The organism is Altericroceibacterium endophyticum (genome assembly GCF_009827595.1).
Lineage (GTDB): Bacteria > Pseudomonadota > Alphaproteobacteria > Sphingomonadales > Sphingomonadaceae > Altericroceibacterium > Altericroceibacterium endophyticum.
Window position 1 is genome coordinate 172,068 of the sequence record NZ_WTYT01000004.1, and the last position, 14,885, is coordinate 186,952.

Here is a 14,885-nt window from a genome sequence, read left to right on the forward strand (position 1 = left end):
CAATGGCCAATGAAGTAAAGGTTCCCACCCTCGGCGAATCCGTCACCGAAGCGACAATCGGCGAATGGCTGAAGAAGCCCGGCGAAGCAGTCGCTCTGGATGAGCCGATCGCCAGCCTCGAAACCGACAAGGTCGCCGTGGAAGTTCCCGCGACTGTCGCCGGTGTGATGGGCGAATATAAAGCCGAAGTCGGCGATACTGTCGAAGTTGGTGCCGTGATTGCGACGATCGAGGAAGGCAGCGCAAATGCCGGCCCCGAAGACACTAAGGAGCGCAAGGAAAGCAAGGAAAGCCCCGCGCCTTCCCCTACCCCGGCCCCAGCAGCATCGTCTTCGGATGACAGCAAGGTTGATCCCTCCGCCACGCTTTCACCCGCGGTTCGCCGCGCCGTTCTGGAGCATGGGATTGATCCCTCCACGGTCAAAGGCACCGGCAAGGACGGTCGCCTGACCAAGGAAGACGTGCTCGAAGCAGCGAAGAACAAAAAGTCTGGCGGCGATGCCAGCCAGGGGCAGCAGGCCTCTGGTGGTGAAGCACCAGCCGCTGGCCCGGGCCGCAAGGTTGAACGGGTGAAGATGACCCGCCTTCGCCAGACCATCGCCAAGCGGCTGAAGAGTGCGCAGGATACGGCGGCATTGCTGACCACCTTCAATGATGTCGACATGTCGGCCGTCATCGAAGCGCGGAGCCAGTATAAGGATCTCTTCGCCAAGAAACATGACATCCGCCTCGGCTTCATGAGCTTCTTTGCCAAGGCGGCCTGCCTTGCGCTTAAGGACGTCCCCTCGGTCAACGCACAGATCGAAGGCGATGAAATCCTCTATCACGATTTCGTCGATCTTTCGGTTGCTGTTTCGGCTCCCAACGGGCTGGTCGTGCCGGTGGTGCGCAATATCGAAGAGATGAGCTTTTCCGAGATCGAACTCGCCATTGCCAATTACGGCAAGAAGGCGAAGGACGGCACGCTGACCATGGATGACATGAAGGGCGGCACCTTCACCATCTCCAATGGCGGTGTATTCGGTTCGCTGATGTCGACCCCGATCATCAATCCGCCGCAGAGCGCCGTGCTCGGCCTGCACCGGATTGAAGAACGCCCGGTCGCCGTGAATGGCGAAGTGGTTATCAAGCCGATGATGTATATCGCGCTCAGCTATGATCACCGCATCATCGACGGCCGCGAGGCTGTGACCGCGCTCAAGATCATCAAAGATGCGATCGAGGATCCGATGCGCATCCTCATCGACCTTTAACAGAGCCGCATTCGAAAGACTCCCAAGGAAGCGATATGGCTGACCAGAATTACGATTACGACGTCCTTGTCATTGGCTCCGGCCCCGGCGGCTATGTCGCGGCCATTCGCGCCGGACAGCTGGGCATGAAAACGGCCTGTGTGGAAAGCCGCGAGACATTGGGTGGCACCTGTCTCAATGTCGGCTGCATCCCTTCCAAGGCGTTGCTGCACGGCTCCGAATTGTTCGAAGAAGCTGCGGGCGGCACGCTCGCGAAATTCGGGGTGAACACCGGCAAGGTCAGCCTCGATCTCGACACCATGATGGGCGAGAAATCGACCGCGGTGAAGGAACTGACGGGCGGCATTGAAATGCTGTTCAAGAAGAACAAGGTCACTTGGCTGAAAGGCCGCGGTTCCTTTGTCGATGCGCATACGGTGAAAGTCGGCGACGACACGGTGACGGCCAAGAATATCGTCATTGCCACCGGCTCTTCCGTAACCCCGCTGCCTGGTGTCGAAATCGACAATGACAAGGGTATCGTGGTCGATTCCACTGGCGCGCTGAAACTGCCCAAGGTTCCTGACCATATGGTCGTGATCGGCGGCGGCGTGATCGGGCTCGAGCTCGGTTCGGTCTGGCGCCGTCTGGGTGCCAAGGTCACAGTGGTCGAATTTCTCGATCAGCTGCTTCCCGGCATGGATGGCGAAGTCCGCAAGGAAGCGGCCAAGCTGTTCAAGAAACAGGGCATGGAACTGAAGCTTTCCACCAAGGTCACCGGCGTTGAAGTGAAAGGCAAGAAAGCCACGCTCTCGCTGGAACCCGCAGAGGGCGGCGATGCGGAAACACTGGATGCCGATTGCGTGCTGGTGGCGATTGGCCGCAAGCCCAATACCGATGGTCTCGGCCTTGACGCGATCGGGCTCGAAACCAATCAGCGCGGCCAGATCGAAATCGACGAAGATTTCTCAACCAAGATCGATGGTGTCTGGGCGGTTGGTGACGTCGTGCCCGGCCCCATGCTGGCGCATAAGGCCGAGGATGAAGGCATTGCCGTGGCCGAGAATATCGCCGGCATGACCGGAATTGTGAACCATGCGATCATCCCGTCAGTCGTCTATACGATGCCTGAAATTGCTGGTGTGGGCCTGACCAAGGAAGCTGCTGAGGAGGCTGGCTATAACGTCAAGACCGGCAAGTTCCTGATGGTGGCCAACAGCCGCGCCAAGACCAATCGCGACACCGACGGTTTCGTGAAGATCATCGCCGACAAGGACACCGACCGGGTGCTCGGCGCATGGATCATCTCCAGCCTTGCCGGAACGATGATAGCGGAAATCGCTCTGGCGATGGAATTCGGCACCACCAGCGAAGATATTGCCTACACTTGCCATGCGCATCCGACCCATTCGGAAGCGATCAAGGAAGCGGCGATGGCCGTTCAGGGCAAACCGATCCATATGTAAGCCTTCTGGCCATAACGGATTTCAGGCGGCGGGGCAGTAATGCTCCGCCGCTTTCGTATCAGGCCGGATGCTGCTGCCCGGTGGCATATCCGAACAGGAACATCTCCACCGCTTCTTCCACCTCGCTCCGGATCGCTGCTGGTGAGGTATCCGGTTCCAGCCCCCACATGCTGTGCATGAACAGGCGGTAAAAACATAAATGGTGGAATTGCGCCGAAGCCCGCAAACCATCCACCTTGCGGAAATTGCCCTCAGCCATTTCCCATTCGAGATAGCACGCCAGCGCCTTCTGCCGCCGCAAGGGTGCGCGTTCGTAGAAGATGTGCCCCATTTTCGGGAAACGCTGTCCTTCGGCAATCATCAGGCGGAACAGCGTCTGTATCTGCGGAGAAAGCATCTGCCTCAGAAACTCGCAGCCATACCGGTTCAGCGTTTCCTGCAGAGTGCCTTCACGCTGGACGTCAAAGACCGGCTTGACGCGGTCGATCCAGTCATCGAGCGCCGCCGCAAACAGATCCTCCTTCGAGGAGAAATAGCTCCACAAGGTCGTCTTCGATCCGCCGAGATCGGCCGCAATGGCCGACATGGTGGTGTTGCCGAAACCATGCTCGGTGAAATGACGCTGCGCCACCTGGACGATTTTCGCGCGCTTTTCTTCCCGCCGTGCGCCGCGTTTGCAGCTTGTCGTCACTTCGTCACTTTCACTCATCGTACTCTCCAGTACGATTACCTTGACTTATCCCATACGAAAGCGCAAGAGCATTGCCGTACTAAGGAGTACGGTTTTGTCTCGATACCTCACTTTCGCCTTGTTTCTGCCACTTGCTGCCTGTGCTCCGGCACCTGGCCATCTTGCGACTCCAACCTCGCCCGACGCGCTGGAGGCGACGCGCACATTAGCTGCGGCGGAGGGTGATCAGGAGGCCGCATGGCCGGGCGATGGATGGTGGCAGGCTTACGGTGATGCTCAGCTCGACCGGCTGATAGCGGAAGCGCGCGCCGCATCCCCCGATATGGCGATGGCGACTGCGCGGCTTCGGCAGGCGAATGCGCTGGCGCAGCAAGCGGGCGCGGCTCTGCTGCCGACAATTTCTGCCGATGGCAGTGCCGGTTTTGTCAAACAGAGCTACAATAATGGCATTCCCGCCGACTTCGTGCCCAAAGGGTGGAACGATAATGGCGCGCTCAGCGTCAGCGGCAGTTTCGATCCCGATCTCTGGGGCCGCAACCGCGCCGCTCTCGCGGCGGCCACATCGGAAGCGCAGGCGGCGGCCGTAGACGCGGCGCAGGCCGAAATGATGCTCTCCACCGAAGTCGCCGCAGCCTATGCCGATTTCGCCCGGCTCAGCGCGCTCAGAGATATTGCCAGGCGGGAAGTGGAAGTGCGCGAAGCCACGCTCGATCTCACGCAGCAACGCGTTGCCAATGGACTCGACAATCGCGGAACGCTGGAACTCGCCCGATCCCGCTATGCCGGAGCCGAATCCGATCTCGCAGCGAGCGTGGAAGCCGTGAAACTCACCCGCAACCGCATCGCCGCCCTGGTCGGCGCCGGGCCGGATCGCGGCCTCGATCTGGAAGCGCCGCAGGTTGTCGCCCTGCATCCAAGAGGCGTGCCGGACAACCTGGCGCTTGATCTGCTGGGCCGCCGTCCCGACATCGTCTCCGCCCGGCTGCGGGCGGAGGCTGCCACCAGTCGCATTCGCTCAGCGCGTGCGGCCTTTTATCCCAATATCAACATCACCGCCTTGTTCGGCGTGCAGGCGCTGGGGCTGGACAATCTGTTCGACAGCGGGTCGACGCGGGGCTCGGCGGGCGGCGCCTTCAGTCTGCCGCTGTTCAATCGCGGCCGGCTGACAGGTGATCTGCGCGGGGCGGAGGCCGGTTCCGACCTCGCCGTCGCCAGCTATGACAAGACGCTGATCGATGCGCTGCATGAAGTGGCCGATGCCGCCACGTCCATCCACGCTCTTGATACGCGGCGCGCGCAGGCCGATGCGTCGCTCCTCTCCGCTGAAAAGGCATATGACATCGCGCAGCAGCGTTATGCTGGCGGCTTGTCGAATTATCTCGCTGTGCTCACCGCCGAAGACAGCGTTCTTACCCGCCGACGCATTTCAGCCGAGTTGCGGAGCCGTGCCTTCACACTCGACGTGGCGCTGATCCGTGCATTGGGCGGCGGCTTTTCCGAAACTTCCTCTTCCTTCTCCTCTCGCGCGGACCGCGCAGCGCAAGGTACCGACTGATGGCAGACCAGCAATCCCCCACCCTTCCCACCGAAGAAACGCCCGATCTGCCGCAGGACAAGAAGGGGCGGCGCAAGAAGCTGTTCATCATTTTCGGCGTCGTGCTGGTCGTGATCGCGGCGCTGGTGCTGGCCTGGCAGCTAATCTTCGCATGGCGATCGGTGTCGACAGATAATGCCTATGTCGGGGCCGATGTGGCGCAGGTCACGCCTCTGGTTTCCGCACCAGTCTCCGCCGTGCTGGTCGAAGATACGCAGCATGTGAAAAAGGGTGACGTGCTCGTCCGGATGGATGACAGCGACGCAAGATTGGCACTGCAACAGGCCGAGGCTCAGCTGGCTCAGGCCCGCCGCCGCTTCCGGCAGACCGCCGCCACCGGCCAGTCGCTCGATGCGCGTTCCACGGCGCGTCAGGCCGATATCCGCGCCGCTCAGGCGCAAGTCGATGCCGCAAAGGCCAATTTCGACAAGGCCAGGGTGGATTACGACAGGCGCAAGGCTCTGGCTGCCAATGGTGCCGTCTCGGGCGATGAACTGACCAGCGCCACCAATGCGCTGCAGACCGCGCAGGCCAATCTTTCGCTGGCACAGGCTCAGCTGGCCCAGATGAAGGCGACAAAGAATTCCGCCCAGAGCGATGCCGCTGCCAACCGCGCGCTGACCAGCGGCACGACAATAGACACCAATCCGGATGTGGAAGCTGCCCGCGCGGCGCGCGACAAGGCGCAGCTCGATCTTGATCGCATGGTGATCCGCGCGCCGATCTCGGGCGTGATTGCCCAGCGCAAAGTGCAGATCGGCGAGCAAGTCGCCGCTGGCAAACCACTGATGAGCATCGTCCCGACCGGCCGCCTCTATGTCGATGCCAATTTCAAGGAAGGGCAGCTCACCAGCGTTCGGGCCGGACAGCCGGTTGAACTGACGTCCGATCTCTATGGCGGTGATGTCGTCTATCATGGCAAGGTTGTCGGCCTCGGCGGCGGCACCGGCGCGGCCTTCGCGCTGATCCCGGCCCAGAACGCCACTGGCAACTGGATCAAGGTGGTGCAGCGCCTACCGGTCCGTGTCGCGCTCGATCCGAAGGAGCTGAAAGCGCATCCGCTCAGGGTCGGTCTGTCGATGGAAGCGACGGTGGACGTTTCCGGCCAATGAGCGGCGCTGGCTCCGCCACAGCGGAAGGCGCAGGATCTCGGCGCTCTGGGGGGTCTGGCGGTGCCAGTGTCGCTGCCGACACCACCACGCCCCCACCCCTGAAAGGTATGCCGCTGCTGCTGGCTGCGCTGTCGCTCGGCCTCGCCAATTTTCTGGTGCTACTGGATACGACGATCGCCAATGTCAGCCTGCCGCACATAGCCGGCAGCCTCGGTGTCTCGGTTACGCAGGGTACCTGGATCATCACTTCCTATGCCGTGGCGGAGGCGATCTGCGTGCCGCTGACAGGCTGGCTCGCCGGGCGTTTCGGCACCTATCGTACCTTCGTCTATGCCCTGTTTGGCTTCAGTCTGTTCTCGACCCTGTGCGGTCTCTCTTCCACTCTCACAATGCTGATTCTGTGCCGGATCGGACAGGGAATGTGCGGTGGACCGCTGATGCCTTTGTCGCAAGCGTTGCTGCTGCGTATCTTCCCCCGCGCCAAGGCCGGCCTGGCGATGTCCGTCGCCGCGATGACCACCATCATCGCGCCGATTGTGGGCCCGATTCTGGGCGGCAAGATCAGTGACGATTATTCCTGGCCGTGGATATTCTTCATCAATCTGCCGGCTGCTGCGCTGTGTATTTTCGCCGTGATCCACTTCCTCAAACCCTATGAGACTCAGATCAAGAAACTCCCGATCGACAAGATCGGCCTGATCATGCTGATCTTCTGGGTCGGAAGTTTTCAGCTGATGCTCGATCTCGGCAGCGAGCATGACTGGTTCGGTTCGGGCATGATCATCACATTCGCCGTCTGTGCCGGGATCGGCTTCATCGCTTTCCTGATCTGGGAACTGACCGATGATCATCCGATCGTCGATCTGCGGGTGCTGCGCCATCGCGGCTTCACCGCCGCCACCGTGGCGCTGGCGATCGGTTTTTCGACGATCTATTGCTCGATCGTGATCGTGCCGCTGTTCCTGCAATCGGTGGTTGGATACACCTCGACCTGGGCGGGATATGCGATGTCGGCCATGGGGATTTTTGCGATCATGCTGGCTCCGGTTGCAGGGCGATCGGGTGAGTGGATCGATATGCGCATCACCGTTTGCCTGGGACTGGTCTGGTTGGGTGTGGTTTCCTTCATGCGCGCGGACTGGACGGCGGACATGGATTTCTGGGCCTATACGCTGCCGCAATTGTTTCAGGGTCTGGGCACGCCCTTCTTCATGATCGGGCTGATGACGCTGGGCCTCAGCGCCGTACCGCCAAGCGAAACCGCCAATGCCGCCGGATTGATGGCCTTTGTCCGCACGCTGGCGACTGCGCTTGGCACATCGATTATCACCACGCAGTGGAGCGACGGCACCGAGCGCGCACGCGCCGCGCTGGTCGGCACGGTCAACGGCGGGCGGGAATATATGGAGACATTGCTGGCCCAGGGCTTCACACCGGGGCAGGCGCGCGCGCTGCTGGCGCGGATGATGGAGACGCAGGGCGCGACCATCTCCGCCAGCCACCTCTTCATGGTGATCGGCGTGTTGTGCATCTTCGCCGGGCAGCTAGCCTGGATAATCCCCAAGGCGAAACCCGGCGCAAAGCCACCCTCGGGCGCACACTGATCGCGAAAGCCGGGCACGGCGCAAAGGGGCATATTTCGCAGGCCGCCAATTGCCGCTAAGGCGGCAGGCATGACCGCTGCTCCTGCCCTGCCCCCGCTACTCGACCTTGGCGGAACGATCGTCTTTGCCCTCACCGGCGCACTGCTGGCTGCGCGTCTGCGGCAAACCTTCGTGACCATGAGCTTTTTCGCATTGCTGACCGGCGTAGGCGGCGGAACTGTGCGTGATCTGATCATTGGCGCGGATGTGTTCTGGCTCCGCGATCCATGGGTATCGCCCACAATATTGGCAGTGGTGCTGCTTGCCTGGTTCACGCCCCGGCGCTGGTGGGAAGGTCAATTGCTCGAATGGGCCGATGCGGCGGGGCTCGCCGCCTTTGCCGTGCTCGGCACCGCCAAGGCGATGGCGTTCGATGTCGCGTTGCTTCCCGCGCTGGTTCTTGGTGTGGTCACCGGATGCGCCGGAGGGGTCTTTCGCGACATTATCGCAGGTGTCCCCTCCATCATCATGCGGCCGGAGCTTTATGTCACGGCGGCGGCCTTGTCCGCTGCGCTCACCGGGATCGGCATCACAATGGGCCTTCCGGATGCAATAGTCTGGGCAGTGGCGGCGCTGTCCGGTTTTGTCCTGCGGGGCGTAGCGCTGATCTGGAAGATCGAACTACCCAGCTATGACGACCGGCATTCAGCGCCTGACGGTCGCGATCAGTAACCGGCCGAGCCTACCACACGTTGGCGTAAAACGGCATAGGTCTGCGGATCATATTGCTCACCAACCGAGCCAGCCTGTGTGGCGCCGCTTTCGCGATAGATGGGCCGATCGTCACTACTTTGCCAATCATCACGCGGCGGCGCGCCCGGATAGGCATAATCATCGGCGGGCGCGTTATCCGCCCCCCAGCGTCCGGATGTTCCGATTTCGACATCCGACACACGGCCATTTGAATCGATCCAGCACGTCCAGTCACGGCCATTATCCATGGTGCCGGCGACCTGCCATCCAGTGACATTGCGGTTTACCTCATCGACGCTGCCGATACGGCCATTTTCCTGCTCGACCCTTGCGGCACAGATGTCAGCCGCGCGGTCCAGCCCCTTGCTTTCGTAACCACTATTGCTGGGATAGCGCGCATCGGAGCGCTGAGGCGGATAAGGCTGCCTTGTATCGCGGTCATTGCGATCGTTCTTGCTCGATGATGCTGCAATGGCCGCGATCGCGCCGAGCACGGCGACACCGGCAATAACGTCACCCGTGCGAATACCGCCGCGATGCCGGCGATGGCCGCGGTAACGATCATACCGATCGTACCGTCCATATCTGTCGTAACGATCGTACCGGTCATAGCGGCTGTGATGCATAGTCTCAGCCGAAGCATCATAGGCGCTGGCCGCATGCGGCTGTGAAAAATCGGCCGCCGATGCCGGCTGTCCGACGATGGCCAACGCCAGTGCGCCGCTAAGGACGCCCTTCACCACAATTCCCGCTTTCGCCATGTCATACTCCTGCCGGCCATCATGGCCACACTATCTAATGTGAGCGGTTCTGGCTGAGCGCAGCCTGAACCGCTCCGTTTTATTTCAGACGCTTATATCACAATCCGCGAAGACCACGGAAATTGACATCGACCACCCGGCCGCGCCGCACAACGCACGTAAAGCGGCCTTCATCATAACCACCGCGTGAATAGCGCCAGTTACCACTGCGCTGATCGACAGCAATGCGGCCCTTTACCCGGAAACCGTTTCGGCGACTGTCGACATCACGGATCTGGGTGACGTCGGCGCGACCACGTGAATAGCGTGAAGCTTTGCGTTCTGCGGCATAGACACACTGCTCAACCGCATCACGGCCGCTGGTGCGATAATAGCGACGGTCATAGCCGCGACGATAATCCCCGCGATAATCGCGGCCATAGCCACGACGGTAATCATGATCGTAGCGATCATTCTTTCCAGCGGAAGATGCGATCGCCGCAATGCCGCCGATGATCAATGCACCAGCGATTATCTCGCCAGCACCTATACCATCATCATGGCGATCCCGCGCCAAAGCAGGACTGGTCGAGGACAAGGCCATCGCACCTGCGACGGCGGTCCCGATCAGAGCTTTCGTAATCTTTTTCATCTTGCTCTTCCTTCAGTGCGACGGGACCAATTTCCCGATCTCAGTCAAGGTTTAGAGCAATGGTGATGAGACGGTTCTGAACTCCAAGGACAGAAACCGTTCATATTTTATGCTATTTTTATGAACAATTACTCAATCTTGAGTCCGGTCCAATAGGCCAGGAAGGCGAGGACGTCGGCCGATTCCTCAATTGCCTTGTCGGTAGGCTTGCCCGAACCATGGCCGGCGCGGGTCTCGATCCGGATCAGATGCGGCTTCTTGCCCAGATCGGCCGCCTGCAAAGCGGCGGTATATTTGAAGCTGTGCCCTGGCACGACCCGGTCATCCGTATCGGCAGTCGTCACCAGCAATGCCGGATAATCTCTGCCCGATTGAATATTGTGGTAAGGTGAATAGGCACGCAGGACTTTGAAATCCTCTTCCTTTTCAGGATAGCCGTAATCGTCCACCCAATACCGGCCGGCTGTCCAACGATCGAACCGCAGCATGTCCATCACACCCACCGCAGCATTGCCAGCTGCGAAGAGATCCGGCCGCTGATTGGTGACCGCACCGACCAGCAGACCACCATTCGATCCGCCCTGAATGGCGAGGCCGTCTGCGGGCGTGATCCCTTCCGCTTTCAGGAATTCACCGGCAGCGATGAAATCGTCAAACACGTTCTGCTTATTGGCGAGGCGTCCACCATCATGCCATTCCTTGCCATATTCCCCGCCACCGCGAATATTGGCGAGTGCGAATGCGCCGCCCGCCTGCAGCCACGCCATCCGACTGGCGGAAAAACCCGGCGTGAGTGAAATGTCGAAACCGCCATAACCATAAAGCAGCGTCGGCGCGGGTTCGCCACTTTCGGCTACATCGCGGCGACGGACGATAAACATCGGTACGCGCGTACCGTCCTTCGATGAGTAGAAGCGCTGTTCAACCACGAAATTCTCAGGATCGAATTTCAGTTCCGGTGCCGCAAAGGGCGATTGGGCATTGCTGGCAAGATCAAGCTGGTAGATCGTGGCCGGACGGTTGAAGCTGGTGAAACTGTAGAAGGTTTCGGGATCGCCGGGCTCGCCATGGAAGCCGCTGGCTGTGCCCAGCCCGCCCAGCTCCAGTTCGCGCCGGAACGTCCCATTCCGCTCATAGACAAGCGCGCGCGATGTTGCATCCTTCAGATAGGAGATGATCAGTCCGTCGCCTACCAAGGAGGCTCCGGCGACCGGTTCTGCCTTCTGCCCAACCACTTCGCGCCATTCGGGCGTAGCATCGTCGAGCGCAATGCTCATGATCCGGTAACGCGGAGCATCCTTATTGGTCGCAAACCACAAGCTCCCACCGACACCGTCGATGAGGCTCCAGTCATTCTCGAATCCGGTAATCAGCGGGCGCGCTGACCACCCATTGCTGTCACGCTTGGCCAGATTGATCGCATGCACTTCATAACGCGCATCGGTGCCCATGGAGCTGGTGATAACCGCCCATCGCCCGTCACTGGTGACGCTGGCAGTGTGACCCGCCTTTTCATTGTCCGGCGTGGCATAGACCAGTTCGTCTTCCGCCTGATTAGTACCCAGACGATGGAAATAAACCGCCTGATTGTAGTTCAGCGCCTGAAAATCCTCGCCCTCGGCGGGTTCGGGAAAACGTGAATAGAGGAAGCCCTCCTCGCCTACCCAGTCGAGAGCGGTGAATTTGGCCCAGCGAATTTCATCGTCAAGCGTTTCGCCCGTATCGACATCGAGCACGCGCAGAATGCGCCAGTCTGTCCCACCATCCTGCACCGCATAGAGCAGATAGCGACCATCGGGCGAAACATCCCAGCCACTGAGCGCCGTGGCACCGTCATCGGCCCATGTGTTGGGGTCGAGCAACAGGCGCGGTTCACCGCCCAGACTATCCCGCACATAGAGCGGCGACTGGTTCTGCAGCCCTTCATTACGGGTGTAGAAATAGCGCCCGCCCGCTTTCACAGGCGTCGAATACCGTTCGAAATCATAGAGCGATCCGATCCGTTTTTCGAACCATGAACGCGCGGGGAGCTTTTCAAGATAAGCATCGGTCACAGCATTTTGCCGCGCCACCCAATCGGCGACATCCTCATCCTGCCGAACATCCTGTTCGAGCCAGCGATAGGGATCGGCGATCTCTTGGCCAAAGATGGTTTCGATACGCGATTCAGCGCGGGTTTCGGGATAATCGGGAGCTGTCATATCCTGAGCCGATAGCGGAGTGCCAAGTGCGGCGACAAGAGCGCTGACAAGAAATGCGGGTTTGGAAGACATGACGACCTTTCACTGGTTTCAGGGGAAACCTTAACACCGCAGCAGGTCGAGGCAAGCCGGCAAAGTTGCACAAAAAACGGCCGGAGATCGCTCCCCGGCCGTCCTTGTTCAAATTTGCGCGAAGCGATCAGGCTTCGGCGAATTCTTCTTGATCTTCATTCATCACCGGGCCGCTATCCTGGCCCTTGGCTTCGACATCGCGATCCACGAGTTCGATCACGGCCATCTGGGCCGCGTCGGAACCACGATAGCCTGCCTTGATGATGCGCGTGTAGCCGCCATCGCGGCCCTTGTAACGCTCTGCCAGCGTGTCGAAGAGCTTAACGAGCTGCGCATCGTCGAGCAGACGGCTATGCGCGAGACGACGGTTGGAAAGGCCGCCACGCTTTGCCAGCGTGATCAGCTTTTCGACATAGGGACGAAGTTCCTTGGCCTTCGGCAAGGTGGTGGTGATCTGCTCATGCTTGATGAGAGCCGCCGCCATATTGCGGAACAGGGCCGTACGGTGGCCGCTGGTGCGGTTCAGCTTACGCTGTGAAATACCATGACGCATATTCAATTACTCCGTTCGTAAAGGGCCCGTATGAGGTAGCCCGAAACCGGCCGATTAAAGGGTCGGCCCTGTTACCCTGATGCCCCGGCCACTGGCCGAAGCAGGCCCGCCCCAGATGGAGCGAGCCCGAAACGATTAACCCAGCAGCTCTTGTTCGAGCTTCTTGGCCATTTCCTCGATATTCTCAGGCGGCCAGCCAGGAATATCCATGCCGAGGCGGAGCCCCATGCTGGAAAGAACTTCCTTGATCTCGTTGAGCGACTTGCGGCCGAAATTCGGCGTACGCAGCATCTCGGTTTCGGTCTTCTGAACCAGATCGCCGATATAGATGATGTTGTCGTTCTTGAGGCAGTTCGCCGAACGGACCGAAAGTTCCAGCTCGTCCACCTTCTTGAGAAGGTAACGGTTGAGCTGGTTCGCGTCGCTTTCTTCCGGCTGTGCAGCCACACCGATCATCTGGCTCGAAGGCTGCGGAATGCCGTCTTCGAAGTGGACGAACAGCGTCAGCTGATCCTGCAGGATGCGCGCCGCATAAGCGATCGCATCTTCAGGAGTGACCGTGCCATCAGTTTCGATTGTCAGCGAGAGCTTGTCATAATCGAGTTCCTGACCAACGCGGGCATTCTCGACCTTGTAGCTAACCTGACGAATCGGCGAATAAAGCGAATCAACCGGGATCAGACCGATCGGCGCATCGGCCGGGCGGTTCTGAACAGCAGGGGAATACCCCTTACCAACATCGGCGGTCAGTTCCATGTTGAAGGTCGCGCCTTCATCAAGGTGACAGATCACCAGATCCTTGTTGAGCACTTCGATATCGCCGGTAACGGCAATATCACCGGCCTTCACTTGCGCCGGGCCTGTCGCGGAAAGCTGCAAGCGCTTGGCGCCTTCACCTTCCATCTTGAGCGCAATCTGCTTCACGTTCAAAACGATATCGGTGACATCCTCGCGGACGCCGGCAAGCGAGGAAAATTCATGCAGCACATTCTCGATCTTGATCGAGGTGATGGCGGCACCCTGAAGCGAGGAAAGCAACACACGGCGCAGCGCGTTGCCGAGCGTCAGGCCATAGCCACGTTCAAGCGGCTCGGCGACAAAGGTCGCTTTCCGCTTGGCATCGGCGCCGGTCTTGATGTCCAGGCTGTTGGGTTTCTTCAGTTCCTGCCAATTCTTCATATTGACGGACATAGACTTCCCCTAGGTAGATGTGCTGACAGCAACGGCCGCTGACGTTAAACGCCGCGGCCGATGCGAATTTGCGGGTGTGGACCGACTGTGGCCCACAAAGCAGGTTCGATCAGACGCGGCGGCGTTTGGACGGCCTCACGCCATTATGCGGGATCGGGGTCACATCGCGAATGGAGGTGATGGTAAAGCCCACCGCCTGCAACGCGCGAAGAGCGCTTTCGCGGCCCGAACCCGGGCCCTTGATTTCAACTTCGAGAGTGCGGACGCCGTGTTCGGCGGCCTTTTTGCCTGCATCGTCCGCAGCCACCTGAGCGGCATAGGGGGTCGACTTACGGCTGCCCTTGAAGCCCATAGCCCCGGCAGAGGACCAGCTGATAGCATTGCCCTGTGCGTCGGTGATGGTGATCATGGTGTTATTGAAGCTGGCGTTTACATGCGCAACACCTGAAGAGATGTTCTTGCGCTCACGCCGGCGAATACGTTGCGGTTCGCGTGCCATGGTTCGTATCCTGTCTGCGAAAATCTGGAAAGGCTTTAAGCGTCAGACGCTAAAGCTTACTTCTTCTTGCCGGCGATCGGCTTGGCTTTGCCCTTGCGGGTGCGCGCATTGGTATGCGTACGCTGTCCGCGAACCGGCAGGCCTTTACGATGACGCAGGCCGCGATAGCAGGCCAGATCCATCAGACGCTTGATATTCATCGCAGTTTCGCGACGAAGGTCACCTTCCACCGTATATTCTGCATCGATCGTTTCACGGATCTGCAGAACTTCTGCATCGGAAAGATCCTGCACGCGCGTGGCGTGATCAATACCGATCTTGTCGGCGATCTTCTTTGCACCGGTCGGGCCGATACCATGAATATAGGTGAGCGCGATGATTACGCGCTTATTTGTGGGGATATTTACCCCGGCAATACGAGCCAATTAACTTCTCCATGCTCCACAGGAAAAACGCATTTCAGCGTCTCCTATCTCATCGCTCAAAACACTTGACGCAATCGGCAGCCCCAAAGGCAAAAAGCCCGGTTGAAACAGATCATTTTCT

The 14,885-nt window shown here is 59.7% G+C and carries 14 protein-coding genes; 6 read left to right on the top strand and 8 right to left on the bottom strand.

Annotated features, from left to right (window positions below; genetic code table 11):
• Positions 1 to 2: 2 nt before the first annotated feature.
• Together odhB and lpdA are read left to right on the top strand one after the other, a co-directional pair.
• A complete protein-coding gene (odhB, locus tag GRI91_RS09980; protein ID WP_160736531.1) occupies positions 3 to 1,253 on the top strand; it encodes a 2-oxoglutarate dehydrogenase complex dihydrolipoyllysine-residue succinyltransferase in 1,251 nt (416 codons plus the stop codon).
• Positions 1,254 to 1,288: 35 nt separating this feature from the next.
• Positions 1,289 to 2,698 (top strand): dihydrolipoyl dehydrogenase, encoded by a 1,410-nt coding sequence (gene lpdA / locus GRI91_RS09985; protein WP_160736532.1) that lies wholly within the window; start codon positions 1,289 to 1,291, stop codon positions 2,696 to 2,698.
• Between the two features lie 58 nt (positions 2,699 to 2,756).
• On the opposite strand, the gene GRI91_RS09990 is transcribed toward lpdA, so the two are convergent.
• The gene (locus GRI91_RS09990; protein WP_160736533.1) at positions 2,757 to 3,407 is read right to left on the bottom strand and encodes a TetR/AcrR family transcriptional regulator; all 651 of its coding nucleotides are present in this window, start codon (positions 3,405 to 3,407) and stop codon (positions 2,757 to 2,759) included.
• Positions 3,408 to 3,483: 76 nt separating this feature from the next.
• Here GRI91_RS09990 and GRI91_RS09995 point away from each other — a divergent pair, with 76 nt between their 5' ends.
• The 4 genes from GRI91_RS09995 (at position 3,484) to GRI91_RS10010 (ending at position 8,410) form a co-directional block, all read left to right on the top strand.
• Positions 3,484 to 4,944 (top strand): efflux transporter outer membrane subunit, encoded by a 1,461-nt coding sequence (locus GRI91_RS09995; RefSeq protein WP_160736534.1) that lies wholly within the window; start codon positions 3,484 to 3,486, stop codon positions 4,942 to 4,944.
• Positions 4,944 to 6,095, top strand: a complete 1,152-nt coding sequence (locus tag GRI91_RS10000; RefSeq protein WP_160736535.1) for an HlyD family secretion protein — start codon at positions 4,944 to 4,946, stop codon at positions 6,093 to 6,095. Before GRI91_RS09995 ends, GRI91_RS10000 begins: the two co-directional genes overlap by 1 nt.
• A 107-nt stretch (positions 6,096 to 6,202) precedes the next feature.
• Complete coding sequence (locus tag GRI91_RS10005) at positions 6,203 to 7,699, top strand: DHA2 family efflux MFS transporter permease subunit (protein ID WP_474078556.1); 1,497 nt, start codon at positions 6,203 to 6,205, stop codon at positions 7,697 to 7,699.
• Between the two features lie 69 nt (positions 7,700 to 7,768).
• On the top strand, positions 7,769 to 8,410 hold the full coding sequence (locus GRI91_RS10010; RefSeq protein ID WP_160736537.1) for a trimeric intracellular cation channel family protein: 642 nt from the start codon (positions 7,769 to 7,771) through the stop codon (positions 8,408 to 8,410).
• Here GRI91_RS10010 and GRI91_RS10015 read toward each other — a convergent pair.
• From GRI91_RS10015 to rpsM, 7 genes are all read right to left on the bottom strand, one after another.
• Positions 8,404 to 9,192: a hypothetical protein gene (locus GRI91_RS10015; protein WP_160736538.1), complete on the bottom strand. Its 789-nt coding sequence runs from the start codon at positions 9,190 to 9,192 to the stop codon at positions 8,404 to 8,406. The two genes, GRI91_RS10010 and GRI91_RS10015, sit on opposite strands and share 7 nt — an antisense overlap.
• Before the next feature lie 97 nt (positions 9,193 to 9,289).
• Complete coding sequence (locus GRI91_RS10020) at positions 9,290 to 9,823, bottom strand: hypothetical protein (RefSeq protein WP_160736539.1); 534 nt, start codon at positions 9,821 to 9,823, stop codon at positions 9,290 to 9,292.
• Positions 9,824 to 9,951: 128 nt separating this feature from the next.
• The gene (locus tag GRI91_RS10025) at positions 9,952 to 12,096 is read right to left on the bottom strand and encodes a prolyl oligopeptidase family serine peptidase (RefSeq protein WP_160736540.1); all 2,145 of its coding nucleotides are present in this window, start codon (positions 12,094 to 12,096) and stop codon (positions 9,952 to 9,954) included.
• A gap of 127 nt (positions 12,097 to 12,223) precedes the next feature.
• A complete protein-coding gene (gene rplQ, locus GRI91_RS10030; RefSeq protein ID WP_160736541.1) occupies positions 12,224 to 12,649 on the bottom strand; it encodes a 50S ribosomal protein L17 in 426 nt (141 codons plus the stop codon).
• Between the two features lie 135 nt (positions 12,650 to 12,784).
• Positions 12,785 to 13,840 (bottom strand): DNA-directed RNA polymerase subunit alpha, encoded by a 1,056-nt coding sequence (locus tag GRI91_RS10035; protein ID WP_160736542.1) that lies wholly within the window; start codon positions 13,838 to 13,840, stop codon positions 12,785 to 12,787.
• 109 nt (positions 13,841 to 13,949) lie between these two features.
• Positions 13,950 to 14,339 carry a 30S ribosomal protein S11 gene (gene rpsK / locus GRI91_RS10040; RefSeq protein WP_039094134.1) on the bottom strand — a complete coding sequence of 130 codons (390 nt, stop codon included), beginning with the start codon at positions 14,337 to 14,339 and terminating at the stop codon, positions 13,950 to 13,952.
• A 56-nt stretch (positions 14,340 to 14,395) separates the two neighbouring features.
• Positions 14,396 to 14,764 (bottom strand): 30S ribosomal protein S13, encoded by a 369-nt coding sequence (rpsM, locus tag GRI91_RS10045; RefSeq protein ID WP_160736543.1) that lies wholly within the window; start codon positions 14,762 to 14,764, stop codon positions 14,396 to 14,398.
• Positions 14,765 to 14,885: the final 121 nt, after the last annotated feature.

Excerpts from the sequence above, each read along its gene's own strand:
- lpdA (WP_160736532.1), top strand. The coding sequence starts at position 1,289 with ATGGCTGACCAGAATTACGATTACGACGTCCTTGTCATTGGCTCCGGC.
- GRI91_RS10035 (WP_160736542.1), bottom strand. The coding sequence starts at position 13,840 with ATGTCCGTCAATATGAAGAATTGGCAGGAACTGAAGAAACCCAACAGC.
- rpsK (WP_039094134.1), bottom strand. The coding sequence starts at position 14,339 with ATGGCACGCGAACCGCAACGTATTCGCCGGCGTGAGCGCAAGAACATC.
- GRI91_RS10020 (WP_160736539.1), bottom strand. The coding sequence starts at position 9,823 with ATGAAAAAGATTACGAAAGCTCTGATCGGGACCGCCGTCGCAGGTGCG.
- rplQ (WP_160736541.1), bottom strand. The coding sequence starts at position 12,649 with ATGCGTCATGGTATTTCACAGCGTAAGCTGAACCGCACCAGCGGCCAC.
- odhB (WP_160736531.1), top strand. The coding sequence starts at position 3 with ATGGCCAATGAAGTAAAGGTTCCCACCCTCGGCGAATCCGTCACCGAA.
- GRI91_RS10000 (WP_160736535.1), top strand. The coding sequence starts at position 4,944 with ATGGCAGACCAGCAATCCCCCACCCTTCCCACCGAAGAAACGCCCGAT.
- GRI91_RS10025 (WP_160736540.1), bottom strand. The coding sequence starts at position 12,096 with ATGTCTTCCAAACCCGCATTTCTTGTCAGCGCTCTTGTCGCCGCACTT.
- GRI91_RS10005 (WP_474078556.1), top strand. The coding sequence starts at position 6,203 with ATGCCGCTGCTGCTGGCTGCGCTGTCGCTCGGCCTCGCCAATTTTCTG.
- GRI91_RS10010 (WP_160736537.1), top strand. The coding sequence starts at position 7,769 with ATGACCGCTGCTCCTGCCCTGCCCCCGCTACTCGACCTTGGCGGAACG.
- GRI91_RS10015 (WP_160736538.1), bottom strand. The coding sequence starts at position 9,192 with ATGGCGAAAGCGGGAATTGTGGTGAAGGGCGTCCTTAGCGGCGCACTG.
- GRI91_RS09990 (WP_160736533.1), bottom strand. The coding sequence starts at position 3,407 with ATGAGTGAAAGTGACGAAGTGACGACAAGCTGCAAACGCGGCGCACGG.